Consider the following 17168-nt stretch of genomic DNA (forward strand, 5'->3'; position numbering starts at 1 on the left):
GGGTCAGGCATGGAGCCCGGGATGTGTCAGCCCGCCGCTATTGGCCATTTCCTGAGCGGCAAGGACGACCTCGACCCGGTTGCGCACATCCAGCTTCTGCATCAGCACCGTCATATAATGCTTGACGGTTTTCTCGCTGAGCGACAGGGAAAGGGCGATTTCCTTGTTGGTGCAGCCCTGTAGCAGGAAGCGCAGGACATCCTCCTCGCGGCTGCTGAAGCGGACGGTCGGCACGGTTCTCGCCCGCGCGTTCACCTGTAGCCCGGCGACGACATTTGCCGCGACGCGCGGAGACATGTAGGTCTCGCCCCTATGGACCTGCCTGATGGCCGCGCGCAGCTCGTCCAGCGTGCTGCCCTTGAGGACATAGCCAAGAACCCCCGCCTCGAGAGTGGAGATCGCCGTGTCGATGTTGCTGGAGGCCGTGAAGGCGATCAGCTTCGTCGCCTTGTGGTCGTTCGCCACCGTGGTAATCGCCTCGAGGATGCGGCCAGGCATGTTGAGGTCGATCACGATGATCTCCGGTTTCATCGATTTGGCGATGTCGATCACGTCCTGCGCCGTGGAGCCGGTGCCGACGATCTCGAATTCATCGCTGGATGAAAACAGCTGACAGATCCCGGACAGCAGAACCGGATGATCGTCGACGAATGCGAGTGTTACAGGTTTCACAATATGCCTTCACTCATATGAAAATCAGAGAACGAAAAACCGTTGCAGGCGCGTGACAGATAATCGGTTACCGTATCATCACCGGATCGGCGAATCAATGCCGACCTGCGTTTTTGACATTGACAATCCCGATACAGCCTTGCGCCGCGCCGCCCCCATTTCACATGAGGGGCGGCACCCCTCAGAACACGAAGCTGGCCATCGACCAGTCATCAAGGGTCAGCATGGTCCCGTCGTCGCTGTAGACATGCAGGTCTCACCCCGCCAGGTGAGCGTTGCGCCCCAGTCCTGCGGCCGAATGGTCATCGCCGAGATGTCATAGATCATCCCCCAGTCGTCCAGATTGATCCGGTCATGGCCCGGCTCGAAATTGGTGATGGTGTCCGGCTGGCCATCGGCGGCAAAGACGAATGTATCGGCCCCCGCGCCGCCGGTCAGCGTATCTTGCCCGGTGCCGGCCATCAGCACATCCGCGCCCGCACCGCCGTTTATCCGGTCATCGCCGCCCTGTCCCATCAGCAGATCGTCCCCCGCCGCCCCCGTCAAACTATCGGCCCCTTGCGTTCCCACCTGAAGGGGCCCCAGAGCGTCGAGCGGCAATATCATCTGCGCCACGCCCTGCCCTTTTGCGCCGGTCAGCAGAATCTGAACCTCATCGCCGGTCACGACGGCCTGCAGCGACAGGATAGTGCCGATGTTCCAATCCAGGGTCTGCGCCGTGCTGTGGTGATGGTAAAGCGTGCCGCCCGGAAGCAGCTCGAACAGGGCGATCCCGGCATCGGTCCCGCCGGTCACGATGAAACTGCGCCCATGGGTCTGGAACGTGTCGAGGGCGATCGCATCGTCAAACCGGCTGCCACGATCGTCAATCGCCAATTGCGGCACTGGCCGCCCAGAGCGTGGCGCCCTGCGTTTCAGGGTCTTGGTCCGGGGCCCAGCTCGCATCGACCAGCAACAGGTCGAAAATCTCCACCAGGGCACGAAAGTCCAGATGTTGCATGAGCCGCCTCACAAACCCGATCAGTTTGCAAAGGTCTTCTCAGGAGGCCATGGCCCGGCGCGGCGGGATTTGCGGCCAATTCAAGGAGGTTGCGTAAAATGCGACGGGACCGGACCCGGCAAGGCGCCGCGATGCGCCCTGCAAGCCATCCCAGCCTCGGATGCGTCAGCTCTTGAGCAGGCCCAGCAGGTAATTGCCGTAATCGTTCTTGGCGAATTTCGCGGCGCGCGCGCGCAGGTGTTCGGCGCTGATCCACCCCTTGTCGAAGGCGATCTCGTCGGGACTGCCGGTCTGCAATCCCTGGCGCCGCTCGAGCGTGCGCACGAAGTTGCCGGCATCCAGCAGGCTGGCATGGGTGCCGGTATCCAGCCATGCATATCCCCGGCCCATCTGCTTCACGCTCAGCTGCCCGTCGGCGAGGTACATCTCGAGAAGGGTGGTGATCTCCAGCTCACCGCGCTCTGACGGGGTCACCTCTTTGGCCCGCGCAGGGGCCGTTCCGTCCAGGAAATAGAGCCCCGTCACCGCAAAGCGCGAGGGCGGGACCGCCGGTTTTTCCACGATCGCGCGCACCACGCCATCCGCATCGAAATCAACGACGCCATAGCGCTCGGGATCGGCCACGCGATAGCCGAACACCGTGCCTCCGGCCTGCTGGGCGCTGGCCTCGGTCAGCAGCTCCGACAGCCCGTGCCCGAAAAAGATGTTGTCCCCCAGCACCAGCGCGCTGGGGGCGCCGTCCAGAAAATCCTCGGCCAGGATATAGGCCTGCGCCAGCCCGTCGGGGCTGGGCTGGGTGATGTAGGTCAGATCCAGCCCCCATTGGCTGCCATCGCCCAGGGTGCGGCGGAACTGTTCCTGATCGTGGGGGGTGGTGATGATCGCGATCTCGCGGATCCCGGCCAGCATGACCGCGGTGAGCGGATAGTAGATCATCGGCTTGTCATAGATCGGCAATAGCTGCTTGGACACGCCAAGCGTCACCGGATAGAGCCGCGTCCCCGATCCCCCTGCCAGAATGATACCCTTGCGTTCAGTCATGTGTCAGATCCATTTAAATCGGTCAGAATGTCGTCCAGCCCGGCCCGCCAGTCGGGGCGGGGAATGCCAAAGGTCGCCAGCGTCGCGCTGTTGTCGAGCCGCGAATTCATCGGACGCCGCGCCGGCGTGGGATAGGCACTGCTCGGGATGTCCTCGACGGCGCAGGACAGACCGCTGCGCGCAAAGATCTCCCGCGCGAAATCCGCCCAGCTGACATCGGGCGCGCCCGAGAAATGATAGGCGCCGGTTTTGGACGGCGCCGCGATCAGCTGGCCCGCGATGGCAAGGCAGGCATCGGCGATATCGGCGGCCGGGGTCGGCCCGCCGATCTGGTCCGCAACGATGGTCAGTTTGTCCCGCTCGGCCCCAAGGCGCAGCATGGTTTTCACGAAATTGCCGCCATGGGCCGATACCACCCAGGATGTGCGCAGGATGGCATGTGTGCCGCCCGCCGCGCGCACGGCCTCTTCCCCGGCCAGCTTGCTGCGCCCGTAGGCGCCCAGCGGCGCGGTGGGGTGATCCGGCGCAAAGGGTGCCTGCCCCGCCCCGTCGAACACGTAATCGGTCGAGATATGCACCATCAGCAGTCCCCGCGCCGCCGCCGCCCGCGCGATGGCGCCGGGGGCGTGGGCATTGACGAGCGTGGCCGTCTCCTCATCTTCCTCGGCGCCGTCGACGGCGGTGTAGGCGACCGCGTTGATGACCGCATCCGCATCCGTCGCCATGACATGTGCGGCGCAGGCGGCAGGATCGGTGAAATCGGCGGCGTCCCGGCCCAGCACCACCAGATCGGTGGCCCCTGCCCGGCGCTGCACCTCGCGGGCGACCTGACCCGTTTTCCCGAAGAGCAGGATCTTCATTTCCCGGACCCCAGACGCTGGCCGACACCGTCGCGGTCCTGCAAGGCGCGCCACCAGGCCTCGTTCTCCAGATACCAACGCACGGTTTTCTCCAGCCCTTCCTCGACGCTCACGCTGGGGCGCCAGCCCAGCTCGTCCCGGATGCGGGTGGGGTCGATCGCATAGCGCGCATCATGGCCCGGCCGGTCGGCGACAAAGGTGATCTGGTCGGCATAAGACTTTCCGTCATCCCGCGGACGAAGGCGGTCCAGGATCGCGCACAGGGTCTGCACCAGTTCCAGATTGCTGCGCTCATTCTCGCCGCCGATATTGTAGGATCTGCCGACCGTGCCCCGGTCCAGCACCGTCAGCAATGCATCGGCATGATCCTCGACATAGAGCCAATCCCGCACATTAGAGCCGTTTCCGTAGATCGGCAGGGCCTTTCCGGCCAGCGCATTCAAGATGATGACCGGCACCAGCTTTTCGGGGAAATGATAGGGGCCGTAATTGTTCGAGCAATTGGTCAGCACCACCGGCAGCCCATAGGTCTCGTGCCAGGCGCGCACCAGATGGTCCGATCCGGCCTTCGAGGCTGAATAGGGGCTGCGTGGATCGTAGGGCGTGTCTTCGGTGAACTGCACCGCCGGATCGGCGGGCAGCGAGCCGAAGACCTCATCCGTGCTGATATGGTGAAACCGGAATGTGTCCGGCCTACCCTTTCGCTCCCACAAGGCGCGCGCCGATTGCAGCATGTTGTAGGTGCCCATCACGTTCGTCTCGATGAACACGCCCGGCCCGTCGATCGAGCGGTCGACATGGCTCTCGGCGGCCAGGTGCATGATGGCATCGGGCGCATGGCGGGCAAGGCAGGCCTCCACCGCCGCACCGTCGCGGATATCCACCTGCTCGAAACTGTAGAGCGGGCTCTGCGCGACGCTCGCCACGTTTTCGAGGCAGGCGGCATATGTCAGCACATCGAGGTTGATGACCTCATGGCCCCGCGCCACGGCAAGGCGCACCACCGCCGATCCGATGAACCCTGCCCCTCCGGTGACAAGCAGTTTCATGATGCCTGGCCCTCATAGGTGAAGGGGCTGTCGAAATCGGCGAAGGCCGACGCGGCTTCATCCTTCTCGGACAGGATGGGGGACATGCCTTCCAGCGGCCAGTCGATGCTGCAACTGTCCCAGGCCACGGCGCCGTCACATTCGGGGGCGTAGTAATCGGTGCATTTATAGACGATCTCGGTATCGGGCTCCTGGGTCATGAAGCCGTGCAGAAACCCCGCCGGCACCCAGAGCTGGCGCCCGTTCTCGAAGCTCAGCTCGGCGCCGCTCCACTGACCATATGTCGGACTGCCGCGGCGGATATCGACGGCCACGTCGAAAAGCCGTCCGCGTCCGCAGCGCACCAGCTTGCCCTGGGCGTGGGGCGGCGCCTGGAAATGCAGGCCGCGCACCGTGCCCACCTGTGCGGACAGCGAATGGTTATCCTGAACAAACTCGGGCAGATCCAGCCCGGCGGCAGACAGCCGCGCCTTGTTCCAGCTTTCCGAGAAAAAGCCGCGATGGTCCCCGAAGCGCGCGGGGGTCAGGATCATAAGCCCCTCGAGGCCGGTTTTTTCGATCTGCAAGGTGATGATCTCCAACTGGTCATGATATCGGCATCCCAGCGGATGGTTAGCAATCCGGCCCGTGAATGTCACCCGCGATATAACAAGGTCAGCTTTTGGCCACCCAGCCCAGAAACGCCTTGTCGGGGGATTTCAGCCGGATCCCGCCACGCGCGCGCCAGACGGCCAGCCATTCGGATTGCAGCGCATAGACATCCGCACCGGGGCGCAGGCCGCGCGCCTCGTCCAGCGCCGCGTCGCTGAGGATGGGAGAGGTCCCCGGCGCGACCACCACATCCCGGCGCGAGAAGCGGATCAGATCGCCCGGCTCCTCGCTCATGATGTAATCGGGCAGAATGCCTTCGGCGATCATGTCGCGCAGCATCTTGCGAAAGACGCGGCGCGGGCTGGCGCTTCCGGATTTCTTGAGCAGCGTGTCGACCGAGACCGTCCATTCCGCCTGCCGCCCGCAATGCTTGCGCGCCAGCTCGTAGATGCGCCGCTGCAGCGGCTTGCGCAGGCGGAAATAGTCGCGGTTCAGCGTCAGCACCGATTTCGACAACACCGCCCGAAAGAGCCATTCCGACAGCGTGATCGCCACCGACACCATGCGCCCGCCGCGCGTCTTGCGCACGATCTGCCAGCTCTCGATCAGCCCGAAGCCCGAAGTCACCTCCTGCCCGCCGGTCTCGTAATTGGTGGTGATGCGCGTGCCGGCCAGCCGCTCCAGCGCCTCGCGCAGCCGCCGGTAGCCATCGCCGCTGGTCTCGCGATTGGTGGCGACCAGCAGATCATGCGCCTTCAGGTGGAGCGTCCGCCCGATCGCCCGGCCAGCATTCACCCCCGACATGAGCTGGCTGATGCAATAGATCAGCACATCCTTGTCATGGATGCTGGCCAGCCCGCGCACCGAGGGCGTGACCTCGATCGCGACGTCATTATGGGTATAGCTGAGGATGCGCCTGTCCGGCCGCGTCGAGAGCGAAAACATCGGATGCTCCATGCTGCCCATGTCGCCCTTGGGCGCCGCATCAAAGATATCGCATACGAAGAAATCGGCCGTCGGATGATAGTCGGGTAATAGCCCGCCCGATCCCCGCGACGAAGATGCACCTGCCGTCATGTCTGCCCTGCTCTGTCCTGTGGCCTTGCCCTGGCCCTCGCACGCGCCGCCCAGGTTGACCCGGATCCGCCGCACGAATCTGCTTCGTGGTTTCAATGCCACCCAGCATAAAGTTATCCACAGGCAGCGTCCACAATCATGGCCGCCTTCAGCGTGGTATCGGAGTCGCAAGGACGTGGTTTCGGAATCGCTCTGGCGTGGTTTCAGAGTCGCCATGACCTACCGGGCGGGCAGATTAGCTCATAGCTTCAATAGGTTGCAGAAACCAGAAATCCCCGTAACTATGAAATAACTATAAAATAACTACACATGATTTCCGATCCTGCGATGCCAGGCGCCCCTAACAAGCCAGACCGCTTATTATAAATGGTTGAAATTGCTTGGGAAAAGTAGAAAAAATTTGCCACCTGCTCATAATATTTCCATGTCACGCTTTTTTGCGTATACTGCCTAAAAGATGTAACATGTATCGGCAGGACAGATGAGCGATCCCCTCGATCTCCCCCCTTATTTCAAAATCAATCCGGACGCGGCCATGGCCGATCTCGGCCCCGCGATCAGTTCGGAGGGCTTCGCCGCCATTGCTGAGCGCTGCGATCAGGGCCGCCAGGATCTGACCTCCCGCGGGCTGAGCGAGGAGGGGCGCAAGACGCTCCGGAAATTCTCGACATGGGAAATCACGCGCTATCTCATCCCCGTCGCACAGGCGCATTTCCGGCGCGTGCTGCGGCAGAACCCGCACCTGCCCCAGGGCATCTCCGAGACCGAAGGCGGCGCCAAGTGGTTCACCCTCGATGACGTCCTGCGCCTGCGCCTGCATTTCGCGGCCGAAGGCTCCAAGGCCAAGGAATACCAGCCCTACCGCCCCGAGGACCTGCCCGCCAAGATGGTGGCGGTCGCCAATTTCAAGGGCGGCGTCGGCAAGACATCGACGGCCGCGCATCTGGCCATGTCCGCCGCGCTCGACGGCTACAAGGTGCTGGTGCTTGATCTGGACAGCCAAGGGTCGATGACCTCGATCATGGGCGGGCGCGTCGAGGATGAGTGGCAGACTGTCTTTCCGCTTCTGGCGCGCCATTACGCCACCGCGCTCCAGTCCGAGAACCGCAGCCGGATCGAGCGCGGCGAGGATCCCAAGCCTATGGACGACACGCTCTCCGAGGCGCTGAAAATCACCGCGCAGGACCTCATCCAGAAAACGCACTGGCCCAATATCGACCTGATCGGCGCCCAGCTGAACCTCTACTGGTCCGAATTCCAGATCCCCGTCTGGCGGATGCAAAGCCGCGGCTGGAAGCTGTGGGATGCCTTGGCCGAGACGCTGGGGGCGGACGGGGTGCTGGACGAGTATGACATCGTCTTCATCGATACACCCCCCGCGCTAGGATATCTCACGATCAACGGGCTGGCGGCCGCCGATATCGTTCTGGTGCCCCTTGGCGCATCCTTTCTCGAATTCGACTCGACGGGGCGCTTCTTCAACATGCTGCACTCCACCTTCGCCAGCATCGAGGAGGGCGAGAACATGGCCGCCCGCGCCCTTGGCCGCCCCGAGCTGAATTTCGAATGGGATGCGGTGCGCGCCATCATCACCCGCTACGACAGCTCGCAACAGGCCGAACTGGCCGCGCTGATGCAGGCCTATCTCGGCGATACCCTGTCACCGCACCGGCAGGATTTCACCGCGCTCATCGGCCAGGCCGGAGAGCAGGCCGGCGGCATCTACGAGGCCGATTACCGTGATTTCAACCGCGAGACATATGTGCGCGGCCGGGCCACCTTCGATCAGACCTATGCCGCGTTCAAGCGGCTGCTGATCGGGACTTGGCGCCGCGAGGAACTGGCCGGGGCAGGCACCCCCGAGGCCGCGCAAGGCTGACCGCGGGGGCCCTGCCCCGCTTTTGACAAAGGACCATGGCCATGGCCAAACGCAAACGTCTCACTCCGCTCGGGCCCGGAAGTGCCGCCCCGGTCGCCTCGCCCGGCCCTTCCGTGTCCGAGGGCGGCGCCGGCGGTCCCGCGCTTTCGGCCCTAGGGCGGGTGCCGATCGCGCAGGTCGCGGGGGATGCCTCCATCGTCGCCGCATTCGAGACGGTTCGGGATGAATTGCAGTCCGCGCAGCGCGAAGGCCGCATGGTGCTCTCGCTGCCGCTAGACGCCGTGCGCGCCGATTATCTCATTCGGGACCGCCTCAACTGCGACAGGGACGAGATGGAGGCCCTGATCCAGAGCATACGCCACAGGGGGCAGCAGTCGCCGATCGAAGTCGCGGATTTGGGCAATGGCGAATACGGGCTGATCTCGGGATGGCGCCGCCTGCAGGCGCTGAGCGCCCTTTACGAGGAAAGCGGCGACCTTGAGCGGTTTGGCGTGGTGCAGGCTTTGCTCCGGTTGCCTGCGGATCGTCCTGCTGCCTATATCGCCATGCTCGAAGAGAATGAGGTGCGCGCCAATCTCTCCTTCTACGAGCGGGCGCGCATCGTCGTCAAATCCGTCGAAGCAGGGGTCTTTGACAGTGACAAAAAGGCCTTGCAGAGCCTGTTTTCGACGGCTTCCTTTTCCAAGCGGTCAAAGGTGAAATCCTTCATGCCGCTGGTGCGCGCGCTGGACGGCGCACTGCGCTACCCAGCCCATATCCCCGAGCGGCTGGGCCTCTCGCTGTCGCGCGCGATAACCGACGATCCGCAGGCAGGGACCGCTCTGATCGAGGCGTTGCAAGCTGCTGATGTCGCCTCTGCCGAGGAGGAGCGCAGCATATTGGAGCAGGGCCCCACCCATTCCGCAGGGACTGCGCCGCAGGGGCAGAAGGCGGATTCCGCGGGCAAGGCTGCCGCGGAAAGTGATCCCGTTCTGGAGGCGCAAGGCATTTCGGTAACTTACAAGCGTGGCCGCATCCTCTTGCAGGGAACGGGGGTCACCTCTGATATGAGTGAGGACCTGAAGGCGTGGCTCAGAGCGCGCACGCCATAGCCCGCCGCGCGCCCGAACCTTTCGCATGCGAAAGGTTCGCGGCTACCTCATCCAGGGCGGGCGCCGTCCTTTCATCGTATGCTGGTAGTGCTCGATCGCGCGCTCCACGCGGGCATAGTAGAAAAACCTGCCGTTCTGCAGGACCACGCCCGAGCTGCATATCTGCTTCATCTGTTCCAGCGAATGCGAGACGAAGACGGCCCCGCTCTCTTTCAGTCTCTCACGCAGGATGTTTTCGCTCTTGGCCTTGAAGGCCCCATCGCCCACGGCGGTCACCTCGTCGATCAGATTGGAGTGCCCCCATCGGGTGGTCCAGTTTGAATGTTAATGCATGGTCGGTCTTTGGTCTATCGGGACAATGCTCTTGGGTGCTGGCGGTCGGTATCCTAAAGCGCTGTGCGGCCTGACCGTATTGTAGTGGCAACGCCATCGTTCGATCAGGATTTGCGCCTCGCGTAGCGTGGTGAAGACTTCGCCGTTCAGCAGCTCATCTCTGAAGCGTGCGTTGAAGCTCTCGCAGTAGCCGTTTTCCCAAGGTGACCCCGGTGCGATGAACGCAGTCTTCGCGCCCACGGCACCGATCCAGCCCCGGACTTTCTTGGCAATGAACTCCGCGCCATAGCACGTCGGGAAGAAGGGTTGCTGATAGGTTATGGCCAACTTGCCGCAGTTTCAGCACGATATCCTCGGGCTTCTCTCGCTTCCCAGCCATCTCGTCGTCCTCCTGAAAACGGGATAGTTCTATCCCAAAAGGTGGACCACCTCGGTGGGGGCACTCCAAGATAGGTGTCGAACCTGATGGTCATGGGCATGGCGAAGGCAAGCCGCGACTTCATGCCCAAGGAGTAGGTTCTGAGAGGTAGATTGATATGTTCGCCCAGCTCGGCGAAATCCGAAGCAAAACGCTTCATTTCATCTGTGTCGAAACCGTAGAGGCGCGCCACGAAGTTGACGTTTTGCGCCCCGGTCATGTCCGAATGAAATCTGCCGGCAAATCCGACCGGCCAGGACATCGACCCATGCCGGATGATCTGGCCCGGATCCGGCGGCGCCGTTCCCGCCAACATTCTGAGCATGGTCGACTTGCCGGCGCCGTGCCCGCCCATGAGGCCCACGCATTCCCTGGCCGGAAAGGTGAATGTGATGTTGTCTGCCACCGTTTTGGCGACCCCGTTCAGCCGGAAGGTCTTGCAAAGATTTCGCAGCTCGATCATGCGCTCACTTACGGTCCCGTATGCCGTAATAGACTAGAACGCCGATGGACCAGCCAAGCAGCAGAAACGGGGTGATGACCAAGATGAGCGTGTAGCGCTTGGGGTATTGCATCGATTCCGGCAGCGATGGCTCGGCATATATCGCCAAGTACCGGCTTTGGCGTTGGGCTTCGGCCCGGGCGGTGCCGACGGCGGCCTGGGCGGCTAGGTAGGATTTCTCCCCGTATTCCCGGTCGACCATCAGTCTTTCGAACTCGTCCACGAGATTCGAATAGTCTTTCTCGTCTCCGGATATGGAGGCCCCGCCTACTCTGAATTTTTGCCGCTCTTCCTCGATCAGACCCTGAATGACCCTGATGCGGCGCTGTGCCTGGGCAACCCACGGGCCCGTTTCCAATGAGGTCTCAAGCAGCAGGTTCATCTCGATGATGGCTTCCGAGAGCTGTCCTTCGAGGGAATTCAAGAGCGCCCTCTCTCCTTGCAAATCAATGCTGGGATCAATGATGCGGGTCTCAGATCGGAACCGTGTCATCGCGCTCTCGCGCCGCTTTCAGCCTGACCAGCGATTGCTCCAGATCCTCGATCGCATAACGCGTTGCGTTGGCCCGGGCGATGGTCGACAGATCATTGATCATTTGAGAGGATTCCTCGACGATAGCATTGGCGATGTCATAGGCGTCTTCCGGTGTGAAGGCGTTGGTCCTGACCTCCAGCAGACCCGATCCGGTCGAATAGCTGATCCTCACCATGCGCTGCCCGTAATCGACCAGATCCTCGGTCGCTCCGTCGGGGTCATAGGCAAATACCGGGTCGAATTCAGGCTTTGAATAGATCTCGGAAAGGTCATGCTTGGCATTTACCCGCTCGACCATGGTTCGGCTCTGAATGAACTCGTAGAGAATATCGGTGTCCGACGAACTGCTGCCGGACAGGCTCGCCGATGTTGCTGGCCAGCTGGGCCTCCAATGTCCTGTCCGAGCCTGATGTGGCCAAGCCTGAACTTGTTGCGTTGGCAACGGATGCCATGAAACAGGAATTCGGTGAGGATGTGTGGCGTAGCCTGTTCACGCGCGATGAATTCGCAAGGCTGAAGGCGCATTTCTCCGGGCTGAACGTGGCGCTGGCCAAGCGGCGTAAGGCGGTTCAGCCGGGTTTCAGGATAAGCCCGGCGCAGGCCGATAATCTGACCCTGTTCCGCAACGGGGTGACGAATGGCTACTGGATCAGACTTGCGCGCATGCTGTCGAAAGTCGCTTTCTGAGAGCCATCATGGCCGGTTTTGAATCTTTCGCATGCGAAAGGTTGCGAGCGGGCCTGTTCATAGAACCGCAGGTCATATTCGGACCCGTCGAGGGACCGGATAATGCTGTCCTCGGCTGCGCCGTCGACCAGGGCCCCGACTATCTTGCCAGTTGGCTTGTAGATGATGAACGCCTCACCACATCATCCCCGCGCGGCACGGCGATTTCGCCATGACCCGTGGGGCCCCCAAGGTCACTTTGGACGGAAGTGGAAGATGGGGCCGGCATCCATGAGCTCCTTTCGGGAGCATGGTGGCGCAGCGCAGTTTGCAGCGGATTAATAGCGGCGGACGCACTGCTTTGTGTTTGAGCCAATTTGAGGCCAGTCAGACTGGCCCATGAACGGCGGCTTCAGAGTCCCGCCGCCTTGGTGAGGTTCACGCGGAACCGATCGCGTCTGCGCTGATAGCGGCGCGTCATCTCGGCCGAGGCATGTCCGAGTTGCTTCTGCACGTAGCGCTCATCGACTTCGGCTGAACTGGCGAGACCCGCGCGCAGGGAATGGCCGGAGAAGAGGGCCAGCCGCTCCTTTTCCGGCAGGTCCGCACGGAGGCCGGCCTTGAGGACGGTGCGCTTGATGAGGCGCGCGACGTGCTTGTCGCTCAGCCGCGCATCAAGCGCCCGCGTGCCATCGCGCGTGCAGCGCACGAAGACGGGTCCGAAATCGATGCGTGCGAAATGCAGCCACTGTTCCAGGGCCTGTACGGGGCAAGTCTGATCCTTGGAGCCCCGTCCAATCTCGACCTCGCGCCAGCCGGTCTTGGCGTTGAGTGTGAGGATTGCACCATCGTCGAAGATTTCGACCCAACCACGTGAATCCGGCGTGTCGTCCTTCCCGTGATCGAGGCTGACAATCTCGCAGCGCCGGAGCCCGCCCGCGTACCCCAGCAGCAGGATCGCCCGGTCGCGAAGCCCGCGCAGGTCGTAGGGCAGGGTGGCGACCATCGCCAGAATGTCTTCGGGGAGGATCGCTTCTTTCTGCACCGGAGGACGGGCATGCTTGCGCTTGATGCCGGCCAGCACGGTGGCGATGTGTCGGTTCTTGCGATCGAGGGTGAATCCCCGTTGTGCGTAGTTCCAAGCGAGGCCAGAAAGCCGGCGCTCGATCGTTGAGACCAACAGGGCAGGGGCTCCGTTCGATGGTGCCGCCAGATCTGCAAGATAGAGTCCGATCATCTCGGGCGAGGGCGGTAGCGGCTCCGCGCCTTTCAACCGGCACCAGCGGGAGAAGTGCTTCCAGTCCTTTGCATAGGCCTTCAAAGTGTTCTCCGAGGCCGCTTGTTTTGCGTAATCCCGCGCCGTGTCGACCAGCCGGCCCAAGGCACCGGATCCAACGATAAAGGATGGAAGCGTCAGAGCCTCACCGGCAGACGGGCTTCTCTCGTCGCCCTCGTTGACCGGCGGGCCGATAGGGGGCTCTGAGCCTGATTTCCCGGTGTTTTCCGACATGGCGTCGGTTGTATCTCTTTATGTCCGATAAGGCAAACTTATTGGACATAACAGAGCGCCGCAAGTTGGGGCGGTTTGTATACTATATAGTAGGCAAAAGCGCCGCTCCAATGTAGGGTTTATGCATGACATTTGCCCGACCGGATCATACCAGCGATCCAGACACACTACCCCGCCCGCCTTCTTGGGTCACCTCCGGGCGTGCGGAAACCCTTGAAGATGTGGCGTTTTTGTCGGGTGCGGCGCTCAGCCACCTGCATCTTGTGCTGGGACGCGAGGAGGTCCCCCAAGCCTTGATGCGGGACCGGCTCGCGCTGCGCGCGGCGGAGGCCTGTGTTGCGTTTTCAGGCCGCCCGGAGCGGGCGGGGGAGTTGCGCGACGCGGTGCACCTTCTGCGCCCTGGTGATTTGCCGGGACCTGCAGGCGAGGTCTCCCTGATGTGGCGTCGTGCGGTGGAACGGCCGGTGTCGATCAGGGCTCTTGGCCGGGCCTTGCCGATCCACGAGCCGCGCCAGATCGCTACGTGGCTCGATGGGGGGCAGGGCGGGCCGGTCACGCGGGCCGCGATGGTGCTGGAGGCGGTGCTGACGGAGGCGCCGCGTGCCGAAGTTCCAGCCCTGATCCTCTCGGACGCGGCCCTAGCGCGGGCGCTCGGTTGGGATCATCTCGTGTCGCTACTGGCCCCGGGTCTGAAGCGCGTCGATCTGCGCAAGCGCGGTGACGACTTGCATCGCGCCTGTCATTGCGCGCTCATCTCATCGGCGGACGAGGCCGTGCGCCTTGCTGCTGACCTCGCGCGACGGGCCGCGGATCTGAAAGAGGTTGCGCCAAAGCTGCGTGCCAAGGGGGCAGGGGAGGCGGTCGAGATGTTCCTGACCCAGGACGCGGTGGCGACCGCGGCCCTGCCCCTGCCGGACCGGGCTGCGCGGCGGCTGTGCGACCGTCTGGTCGATCTCGGTGCCGTGCGGGAGCTGACCGGGCGCGACACTTTTCGCCTGTATGGGGTCTGATATGACTGGGGATCGAGCCGAGCCCGAGTTTGACCGCGAGTTGCCCGATCTGCCACCAGATCTGCGCTGGCGAAGCTGGATGCAACGGATCGAGGCGGTGCTGTTTGCCTCTGCCTCGCCGGTTGCACGCGAGGATCTGGCGCGGGTCGTGGGGCAGGACGCCTCTTTGGATCTGCTGGTCGAGGATCTTGCCGCCGATCTGGAGGGGCGGTCGTTCGAGGTGGCCAGGGCGGCGGATGGCTGGATGTTGCGCACGCGGGCCGCCTATGCGCCTGTGATCCGGGCGGCGGCGGATGTGGACGGCCAGTCGCTTGATCTGCGGGAATTCGACGTCGCGGTCCTCGCCGCCATCGCTTGGCACCAGCCGATCACGCGCGACGGGCTCAAGGACATCTTCGGCAAGGAAATTAGCCGCGATCTGATCGGGCGGCTGCATACGCGTGGCTTGATCGGGATCGGACCCAAGTCGCCTCGGCGCGGGGCGCCTTATACATTCGTTACGACGGATCAGTTCCTGATCGCGTTTGATCTTGAAACCCTGCGGGACTTACCGGATCAGGAGCAACTCGACGATGCTGGGTTAGGGGCTACTTGATTATGAGGGAATTGAGCATATACTACTGAGTAGTATTGATATGGAGAACACCTCATGTCCGTGAAAGCGTCAGTTTCGCTCACCGAACAACAAGACAGTTTCGCCCGCAGCCTCGTGGCCGAGGGCCACTATTCCAGTCTGAGCGCGGTCGTGCAGCGCGGGCTTGAGCTTGTTCGTTCCGAGTCCAAGCGCGAAGAGGTGGAATTGCAGGCTCTGCGCGCGTTTTTCGAAGAGCGCAAGCACGGAAAGTTCGTCTCCGCCGCTGAAGGTCGTAAGCGCACCGAAGGCATGATTGCCGCGAAGCGCCGTGCCCAGGGGGTATAGTGTCCGTCGCAGCCTATCATGTGATACAGATCTCGAGGTCATCTTTGATCACTTGTTCGGGGCATATTGCGACCTTGGTGATCCGGTCGAAGAGTCGCTGACGCGCGCTGCAGAGCGACTTCGTCACATCGAGGATGCGTTGGAACGGCTTGGGGACGTGCCGTTCCAAGGGACGCTCGAGCCAAAGATCATGGCAAGGCTTAGACATGTGACCAAGGACAATGCTGTGTTCTACTTCATTGCGGATGAGGCAGCGCGTGAGGTCCGCGTGTTGGGTGTCTTCTTCGGCGGTCAGAACCATCGTGAGCACATTTTGAAGCGTATCGCCGGGATGGTGTGTAAGTCGCCATAGTCTGGCGAAAGGCTCCAACTCCATAGTCAGGCGTCCATGCTCAGGGTGCTGCTTCGATCTGCACGCCACGCAAAGTACGACTTGAGGGTGACCAGCCGCCGCTCGATGGTTACGGGCTTGGCCTCCAGTTCATCGCGCAAATGACGATGGTAGGCGAGGATGTCGTCTTTCGATAGCGGATCCGTGAGCCTGGATCTGGGCGAAGCGCGCAAAGGTGCGCAGATCGTGGGCATAGGCCCGAAGCGTGTGGTGGCGGCGCTGCGTTCATCGTGGCAGGCATAAACGAAAGCGATGTGATCGAGATGGGGCATGTTGGACTCCTGTTGAGGTGTCCAGGCAGTGCATCACAGCTTCCGAATTCGTAGAAATCGGCCTCTTCCGCGGTAACGATAATGGCCCGCATTATCACTACTGCGAGCATGGCGCGCCAAACTGATGGAAAATTTCAAAAGCCGCCGAGTTTCACGCCGGGTCCGTCAAATATCAGTCATAAAAATCCTTTGCGCCGGGATGATCCCTCAGCTGATCCGGTCTGTACGGTTTCATCTCGCCGACATGTGACACACTTCTCAGTGTGCAGTCGGTCCAAAACCGAGGGATGAAGCGGGAAGCCCGGATGGATTTCACGCGGTTTCGATGGCCACCGCCGCTTGAAGGGCCCGTACTTAAACATGAATGTCTCTTCGTGCTGCATGCCCATGGGATCGGGGTAGAGATACAGCATCCCGTCGTTGATCTGCACTTCGGGCACGCATTGGTTCAGTTCCTCAAGCATCCATCGAAGGGCGATATCGCTCAGCCGCGATTCGGGCTCCGGGTAGCTCCCGCCCACATCACTGTGGCATCCCGCGAACCAGACTTGTTTGAGCCATGGCGGGTTACAGCCTTCGTTTTTCCTGGCCTCGGCTGGCATCGCCCATTTCACGCGTGGAAAGCTCTTGCGATTTTCGTCGATCGCCAAGGCATGACGAGCATAACCCACATCGGAATCGAGCCCCTTATCGTAATTCTCGAGGTTCCAGACGGCTCTGTGCCCATATGTCCAAATGGAGGGCCAATCCCGGATATTCGTGATCTTGAGGGGCTTGTGCTCGTCGGGTGAGTAGTACTTCCACTGCGACCAGCGCAGCTTCACGTACCAGAACGCAATCAGACCAAGAAGCACCACCAGCGGTGCCCAAAAGATCCAATGCACGGAGAACCAGATCAACATTCCGATCAGGGCGACGAGCACTGCGAGACTTGTCCAGGCAACCACCGTCACCTGGGCATTGCCAAGAGCGGCGACGGTGTCGAAGACACCGACGAAGGTGGGCTGGACATTTCCTTGCACATCTTCTTCCGCGTCAGGGACAGAACTGCCGTACTTTTTTCTGAACCTTTTGCCGAGTTCCTCTCTGCGATCCAGGAAGGGCTGCAATCCCCGCGGACGACCGTTGCCATGGTTGTAGACGAAGTTCACGGCGTCACTGGCGATTTTCCGGAGGCGGGGACCGTGCCTTGGCACGCCGGTGCCATCGGGCATCCGGGTCGGAACACCGCAAAGGTTCATGACATTGGTCACGGCGCGCACGGTGTAGGCTCTGGACTTCGGTAACGGGTCGACCCCAGTCAAGGCATTTTGCGCAAAAAGACTGATCCCGCCGAAGCAGGAGAGCGGCCC

22 protein-coding genes and 1 pseudogene are annotated in these 17168 nt (G+C 62.1%); 6 read left to right on the plus strand and 17 right to left on the minus strand.

All coding sequences use genetic code 11. The annotated features are described in order from the left end of the window. Positions 1–3: 3 nt before the first annotated feature. The 8 genes from ACEWPL_RS17315 to ACEWPL_RS17350 all read right to left on the minus strand — a co-directional run bounded on the left by ACEWPL_RS17315 (position 4) and on the right by ACEWPL_RS17350 (position 6290). A complete protein-coding gene (locus tag ACEWPL_RS17315) occupies positions 4–672 on the minus strand; it encodes a LuxR C-terminal-related transcriptional regulator (RefSeq protein ID WP_393929065.1) in 669 nt (222 codons plus the stop codon). 219 nt (positions 673–891) lie between these two features. Further along, complete coding sequence (locus tag ACEWPL_RS17320; protein WP_393929063.1) at positions 892–1548, minus strand: calcium-binding protein; 657 nt, start codon at positions 1546–1548, stop codon at positions 892–894. Further along, positions 1538–1672: a hypothetical protein gene (locus ACEWPL_RS17325; RefSeq protein ID WP_393929061.1), complete on the minus strand. Its 135-nt coding sequence runs from the start codon at positions 1670–1672 to the stop codon at positions 1538–1540. The genes ACEWPL_RS17320 and ACEWPL_RS17325 overlap by 11 nt, the downstream gene beginning before the upstream one ends. A gap of 165 nt (positions 1673–1837) precedes the next feature. Continuing rightward, a complete protein-coding gene (rfbA, locus tag ACEWPL_RS17330; RefSeq protein ID WP_393929059.1) occupies positions 1838–2713 on the minus strand; it encodes a glucose-1-phosphate thymidylyltransferase RfbA in 876 nt (291 codons plus the stop codon). Beyond that, positions 2710–3573, minus strand: coding sequence for a dTDP-4-dehydrorhamnose reductase (gene rfbD, locus ACEWPL_RS17335; protein ID WP_393929057.1), 864 nt, complete (start codon positions 3571–3573; stop codon positions 2710–2712). The genes rfbA and rfbD overlap by 4 nt, the downstream gene beginning before the upstream one ends. Next, positions 3570–4622, minus strand: coding sequence for a dTDP-glucose 4,6-dehydratase (gene rfbB, locus ACEWPL_RS17340; protein WP_393929055.1), 1053 nt, complete (start codon positions 4620–4622; stop codon positions 3570–3572). The genes rfbD and rfbB overlap by 4 nt, the downstream gene beginning before the upstream one ends. Further along, positions 4619–5188, minus strand: a complete 570-nt coding sequence (gene rfbC / locus ACEWPL_RS17345; protein WP_393929053.1) for a dTDP-4-dehydrorhamnose 3,5-epimerase — start codon at positions 5186–5188, stop codon at positions 4619–4621. Before rfbC ends, rfbB begins: the two co-directional genes overlap by 4 nt. Positions 5189–5276: 88 nt before the next feature. Next, positions 5277–6290 (minus strand): replication initiator protein A, encoded by a 1014-nt coding sequence (locus ACEWPL_RS17350; RefSeq protein ID WP_393929051.1) that lies wholly within the window; start codon positions 6288–6290, stop codon positions 5277–5279. 481 nt (positions 6291–6771) lie between these two features. Between ACEWPL_RS17350 and ACEWPL_RS17355 the strand changes: the two genes are divergently transcribed. Beyond that, entirely contained in the window at positions 6772–8169 is a 1398-nt protein-coding gene (locus ACEWPL_RS17355; protein WP_393929049.1) for an AAA family ATPase, read from the plus strand. A gap of 41 nt (positions 8170–8210) precedes the next feature. Then, positions 8211–9260, plus strand: a complete 1050-nt coding sequence (locus tag ACEWPL_RS17360; protein WP_393929047.1) for a ParB/RepB/Spo0J family partition protein — start codon at positions 8211–8213, stop codon at positions 9258–9260. 42 nt (positions 9261–9302) lie between these two features. Here the strand turns inward: ACEWPL_RS17360 and ACEWPL_RS17365 are convergent, their stop codons facing one another. From ACEWPL_RS17365 to ACEWPL_RS17385, 5 genes and pseudogenes are all read right to left on the minus strand, one after another. Further along, positions 9303–9527 carry a hypothetical protein gene (locus ACEWPL_RS17365; RefSeq protein WP_393929045.1) on the minus strand — a complete coding sequence of 75 codons (225 nt, stop codon included), beginning with the start codon at positions 9525–9527 and terminating at the stop codon, positions 9303–9305. Positions 9528–9584: 57 nt separating this feature from the next. Continuing rightward, a pseudogene (locus ACEWPL_RS17370) lies at positions 9585–9878 on the minus strand (integrase core domain-containing protein); the annotation flags it as partial. 32 nt (positions 9879–9910) lie between these two features. Then, positions 9911–10474: an ABC transporter ATP-binding protein gene (locus tag ACEWPL_RS17375; RefSeq protein WP_393929043.1), complete on the minus strand. Its 564-nt coding sequence runs from the start codon at positions 10472–10474 to the stop codon at positions 9911–9913. A gap of 4 nt (positions 10475–10478) precedes the next feature. After that, entirely contained in the window at positions 10479–11006 is a 528-nt protein-coding gene (locus ACEWPL_RS17380; RefSeq protein WP_420744370.1) for a KpsE/RkpR family capsule polysaccharide export protein, read from the minus strand. Continuing rightward, positions 10987–11346, minus strand: a complete 360-nt coding sequence (locus tag ACEWPL_RS17385; RefSeq protein WP_393929039.1) for a hypothetical protein — start codon at positions 11344–11346, stop codon at positions 10987–10989. Before ACEWPL_RS17385 ends, ACEWPL_RS17380 begins: the two co-directional genes overlap by 20 nt. Positions 11347–11414: 68 nt before the next feature. On the opposite strand from ACEWPL_RS17385, the gene ACEWPL_RS17390 reads away from it, so the two are divergent. After that, on the plus strand, positions 11415–11735 hold the full coding sequence (locus ACEWPL_RS17390; protein ID WP_393929037.1) for a hypothetical protein: 321 nt from the start codon (positions 11415–11417) through the stop codon (positions 11733–11735). A 391-nt stretch (positions 11736–12126) separates the two neighbouring features. Here the strand turns inward: ACEWPL_RS17390 and ACEWPL_RS17395 are convergent, their stop codons facing one another. Further along, a complete protein-coding gene (locus ACEWPL_RS17395) occupies positions 12127–13224 on the minus strand; it encodes a tyrosine-type recombinase/integrase (RefSeq protein WP_393929035.1) in 1098 nt (365 codons plus the stop codon). Positions 13225–13349: 125 nt separating this feature from the next. Between ACEWPL_RS17395 and ACEWPL_RS17400 the strand changes: the two genes are divergently transcribed. From ACEWPL_RS17400 to ACEWPL_RS17410, 3 genes are read left to right on the plus strand one after another with little or no spacing between them, the layout of a single operon-like run. Then, a complete protein-coding gene (locus ACEWPL_RS17400; RefSeq protein ID WP_393929033.1) occupies positions 13350–14234 on the plus strand; it encodes a DUF1403 family protein in 885 nt (294 codons plus the stop codon). Between the two features lies 1 nt (position 14235). Then, positions 14236–14829, plus strand: coding sequence for an SMC-Scp complex subunit ScpB (scpB, locus tag ACEWPL_RS17405; RefSeq protein WP_393929031.1), 594 nt, complete (start codon positions 14236–14238; stop codon positions 14827–14829). 54 nt (positions 14830–14883) lie between these two features. Further along, the gene (locus ACEWPL_RS17410) at positions 14884–15153 is read left to right on the plus strand and encodes a ribbon-helix-helix domain-containing protein (protein ID WP_393929029.1); all 270 of its coding nucleotides are present in this window, start codon (positions 14884–14886) and stop codon (positions 15151–15153) included. 16 nt (positions 15154–15169) lie between these two features. Here ACEWPL_RS17410 and ACEWPL_RS17415 read toward each other — a convergent pair whose 3' ends face one another. The 3 genes from ACEWPL_RS17415 to ACEWPL_RS17425 all read right to left on the minus strand — a co-directional run. After that, positions 15170–15454, minus strand: coding sequence for a hypothetical protein (locus ACEWPL_RS17415; RefSeq protein ID WP_393929027.1), 285 nt, complete (start codon positions 15452–15454; stop codon positions 15170–15172). A gap of 77 nt (positions 15455–15531) precedes the next feature. Beyond that, the gene (locus ACEWPL_RS19535; RefSeq protein WP_476454019.1) at positions 15532–15816 is read right to left on the minus strand and encodes a hypothetical protein; all 285 of its coding nucleotides are present in this window, start codon (positions 15814–15816) and stop codon (positions 15532–15534) included. A gap of 176 nt (positions 15817–15992) precedes the next feature. Next, positions 15993–17168, minus strand: a 1176-nt coding sequence (locus ACEWPL_RS17425; protein WP_420744371.1) for a phospholipase effector Tle1 domain-containing protein, incomplete at its 5' end; no start/stop codon positions are given.

It is taken from the genome of Roseovarius roseus (assembly GCF_043355935.2).
GTDB classification, from domain to species: Bacteria; Pseudomonadota; Alphaproteobacteria; order Rhodobacterales; family Rhodobacteraceae; genus Roseovarius; species Roseovarius roseus.

Excerpts from the sequence above, each read along its gene's own strand:
- ACEWPL_RS17325 (WP_393929061.1), bottom strand. The coding sequence starts at position 1,672 with ATGCAACATCTGGACTTTCGTGCCCTGGTGGAGATTTTCGACCTGTTG.
- rfbA (WP_393929059.1), bottom strand. The coding sequence starts at position 2,713 with ATGACTGAACGCAAGGGTATCATTCTGGCAGGGGGATCGGGGACGCGG.
- rfbD (WP_393929057.1), bottom strand. The coding sequence starts at position 3,573 with ATGAAGATCCTGCTCTTCGGGAAAACGGGTCAGGTCGCCCGCGAGGTG.
- rfbB (WP_393929055.1), bottom strand. The coding sequence starts at position 4,622 with ATGAAACTGCTTGTCACCGGAGGGGCAGGGTTCATCGGATCGGCGGTG.
- ACEWPL_RS17350 (WP_393929051.1), bottom strand. The coding sequence starts at position 6,290 with ATGACGGCAGGTGCATCTTCGTCGCGGGGATCGGGCGGGCTATTACCC.
- ACEWPL_RS17355 (WP_393929049.1), top strand. The coding sequence starts at position 6,772 with ATGAGCGATCCCCTCGATCTCCCCCCTTATTTCAAAATCAATCCGGAC.
- ACEWPL_RS17360 (WP_393929047.1), top strand. The coding sequence starts at position 8,211 with ATGGCCAAACGCAAACGTCTCACTCCGCTCGGGCCCGGAAGTGCCGCC.
- ACEWPL_RS17375 (WP_393929043.1), bottom strand. The coding sequence starts at position 10,474 with ATGATCGAGCTGCGAAATCTTTGCAAGACCTTCCGGCTGAACGGGGTC.
- ACEWPL_RS17380 (WP_420744370.1), bottom strand. The coding sequence starts at position 11,006 with ATGACACGGTTCCGATCTGAGACCCGCATCATTGATCCCAGCATTGAT.
- ACEWPL_RS17385 (WP_393929039.1), bottom strand. The coding sequence starts at position 11,346 with ATGGTCGAGCGGGTAAATGCCAAGCATGACCTTTCCGAGATCTATTCA.
- ACEWPL_RS17390 (WP_393929037.1), top strand. The coding sequence starts at position 11,415 with ATGTTGCTGGCCAGCTGGGCCTCCAATGTCCTGTCCGAGCCTGATGTG.
- ACEWPL_RS17395 (WP_393929035.1), bottom strand. The coding sequence starts at position 13,224 with ATGTCGGAAAACACCGGGAAATCAGGCTCAGAGCCCCCTATCGGCCCG.
- ACEWPL_RS17400 (WP_393929033.1), top strand. The coding sequence starts at position 13,350 with ATGACATTTGCCCGACCGGATCATACCAGCGATCCAGACACACTACCC.
- scpB (WP_393929031.1), top strand. The coding sequence starts at position 14,236 with ATGACTGGGGATCGAGCCGAGCCCGAGTTTGACCGCGAGTTGCCCGAT.
- ACEWPL_RS17410 (WP_393929029.1), top strand. The coding sequence starts at position 14,884 with ATGTCCGTGAAAGCGTCAGTTTCGCTCACCGAACAACAAGACAGTTTC.
- ACEWPL_RS17415 (WP_393929027.1), bottom strand. The coding sequence starts at position 15,454 with ATGGTTCTGACCGCCGAAGAAGACACCCAACACGCGGACCTCACGCGC.
- ACEWPL_RS19535 (WP_476454019.1), bottom strand. The coding sequence starts at position 15,816 with ATGCCCCATCTCGATCACATCGCTTTCGTTTATGCCTGCCACGATGAA.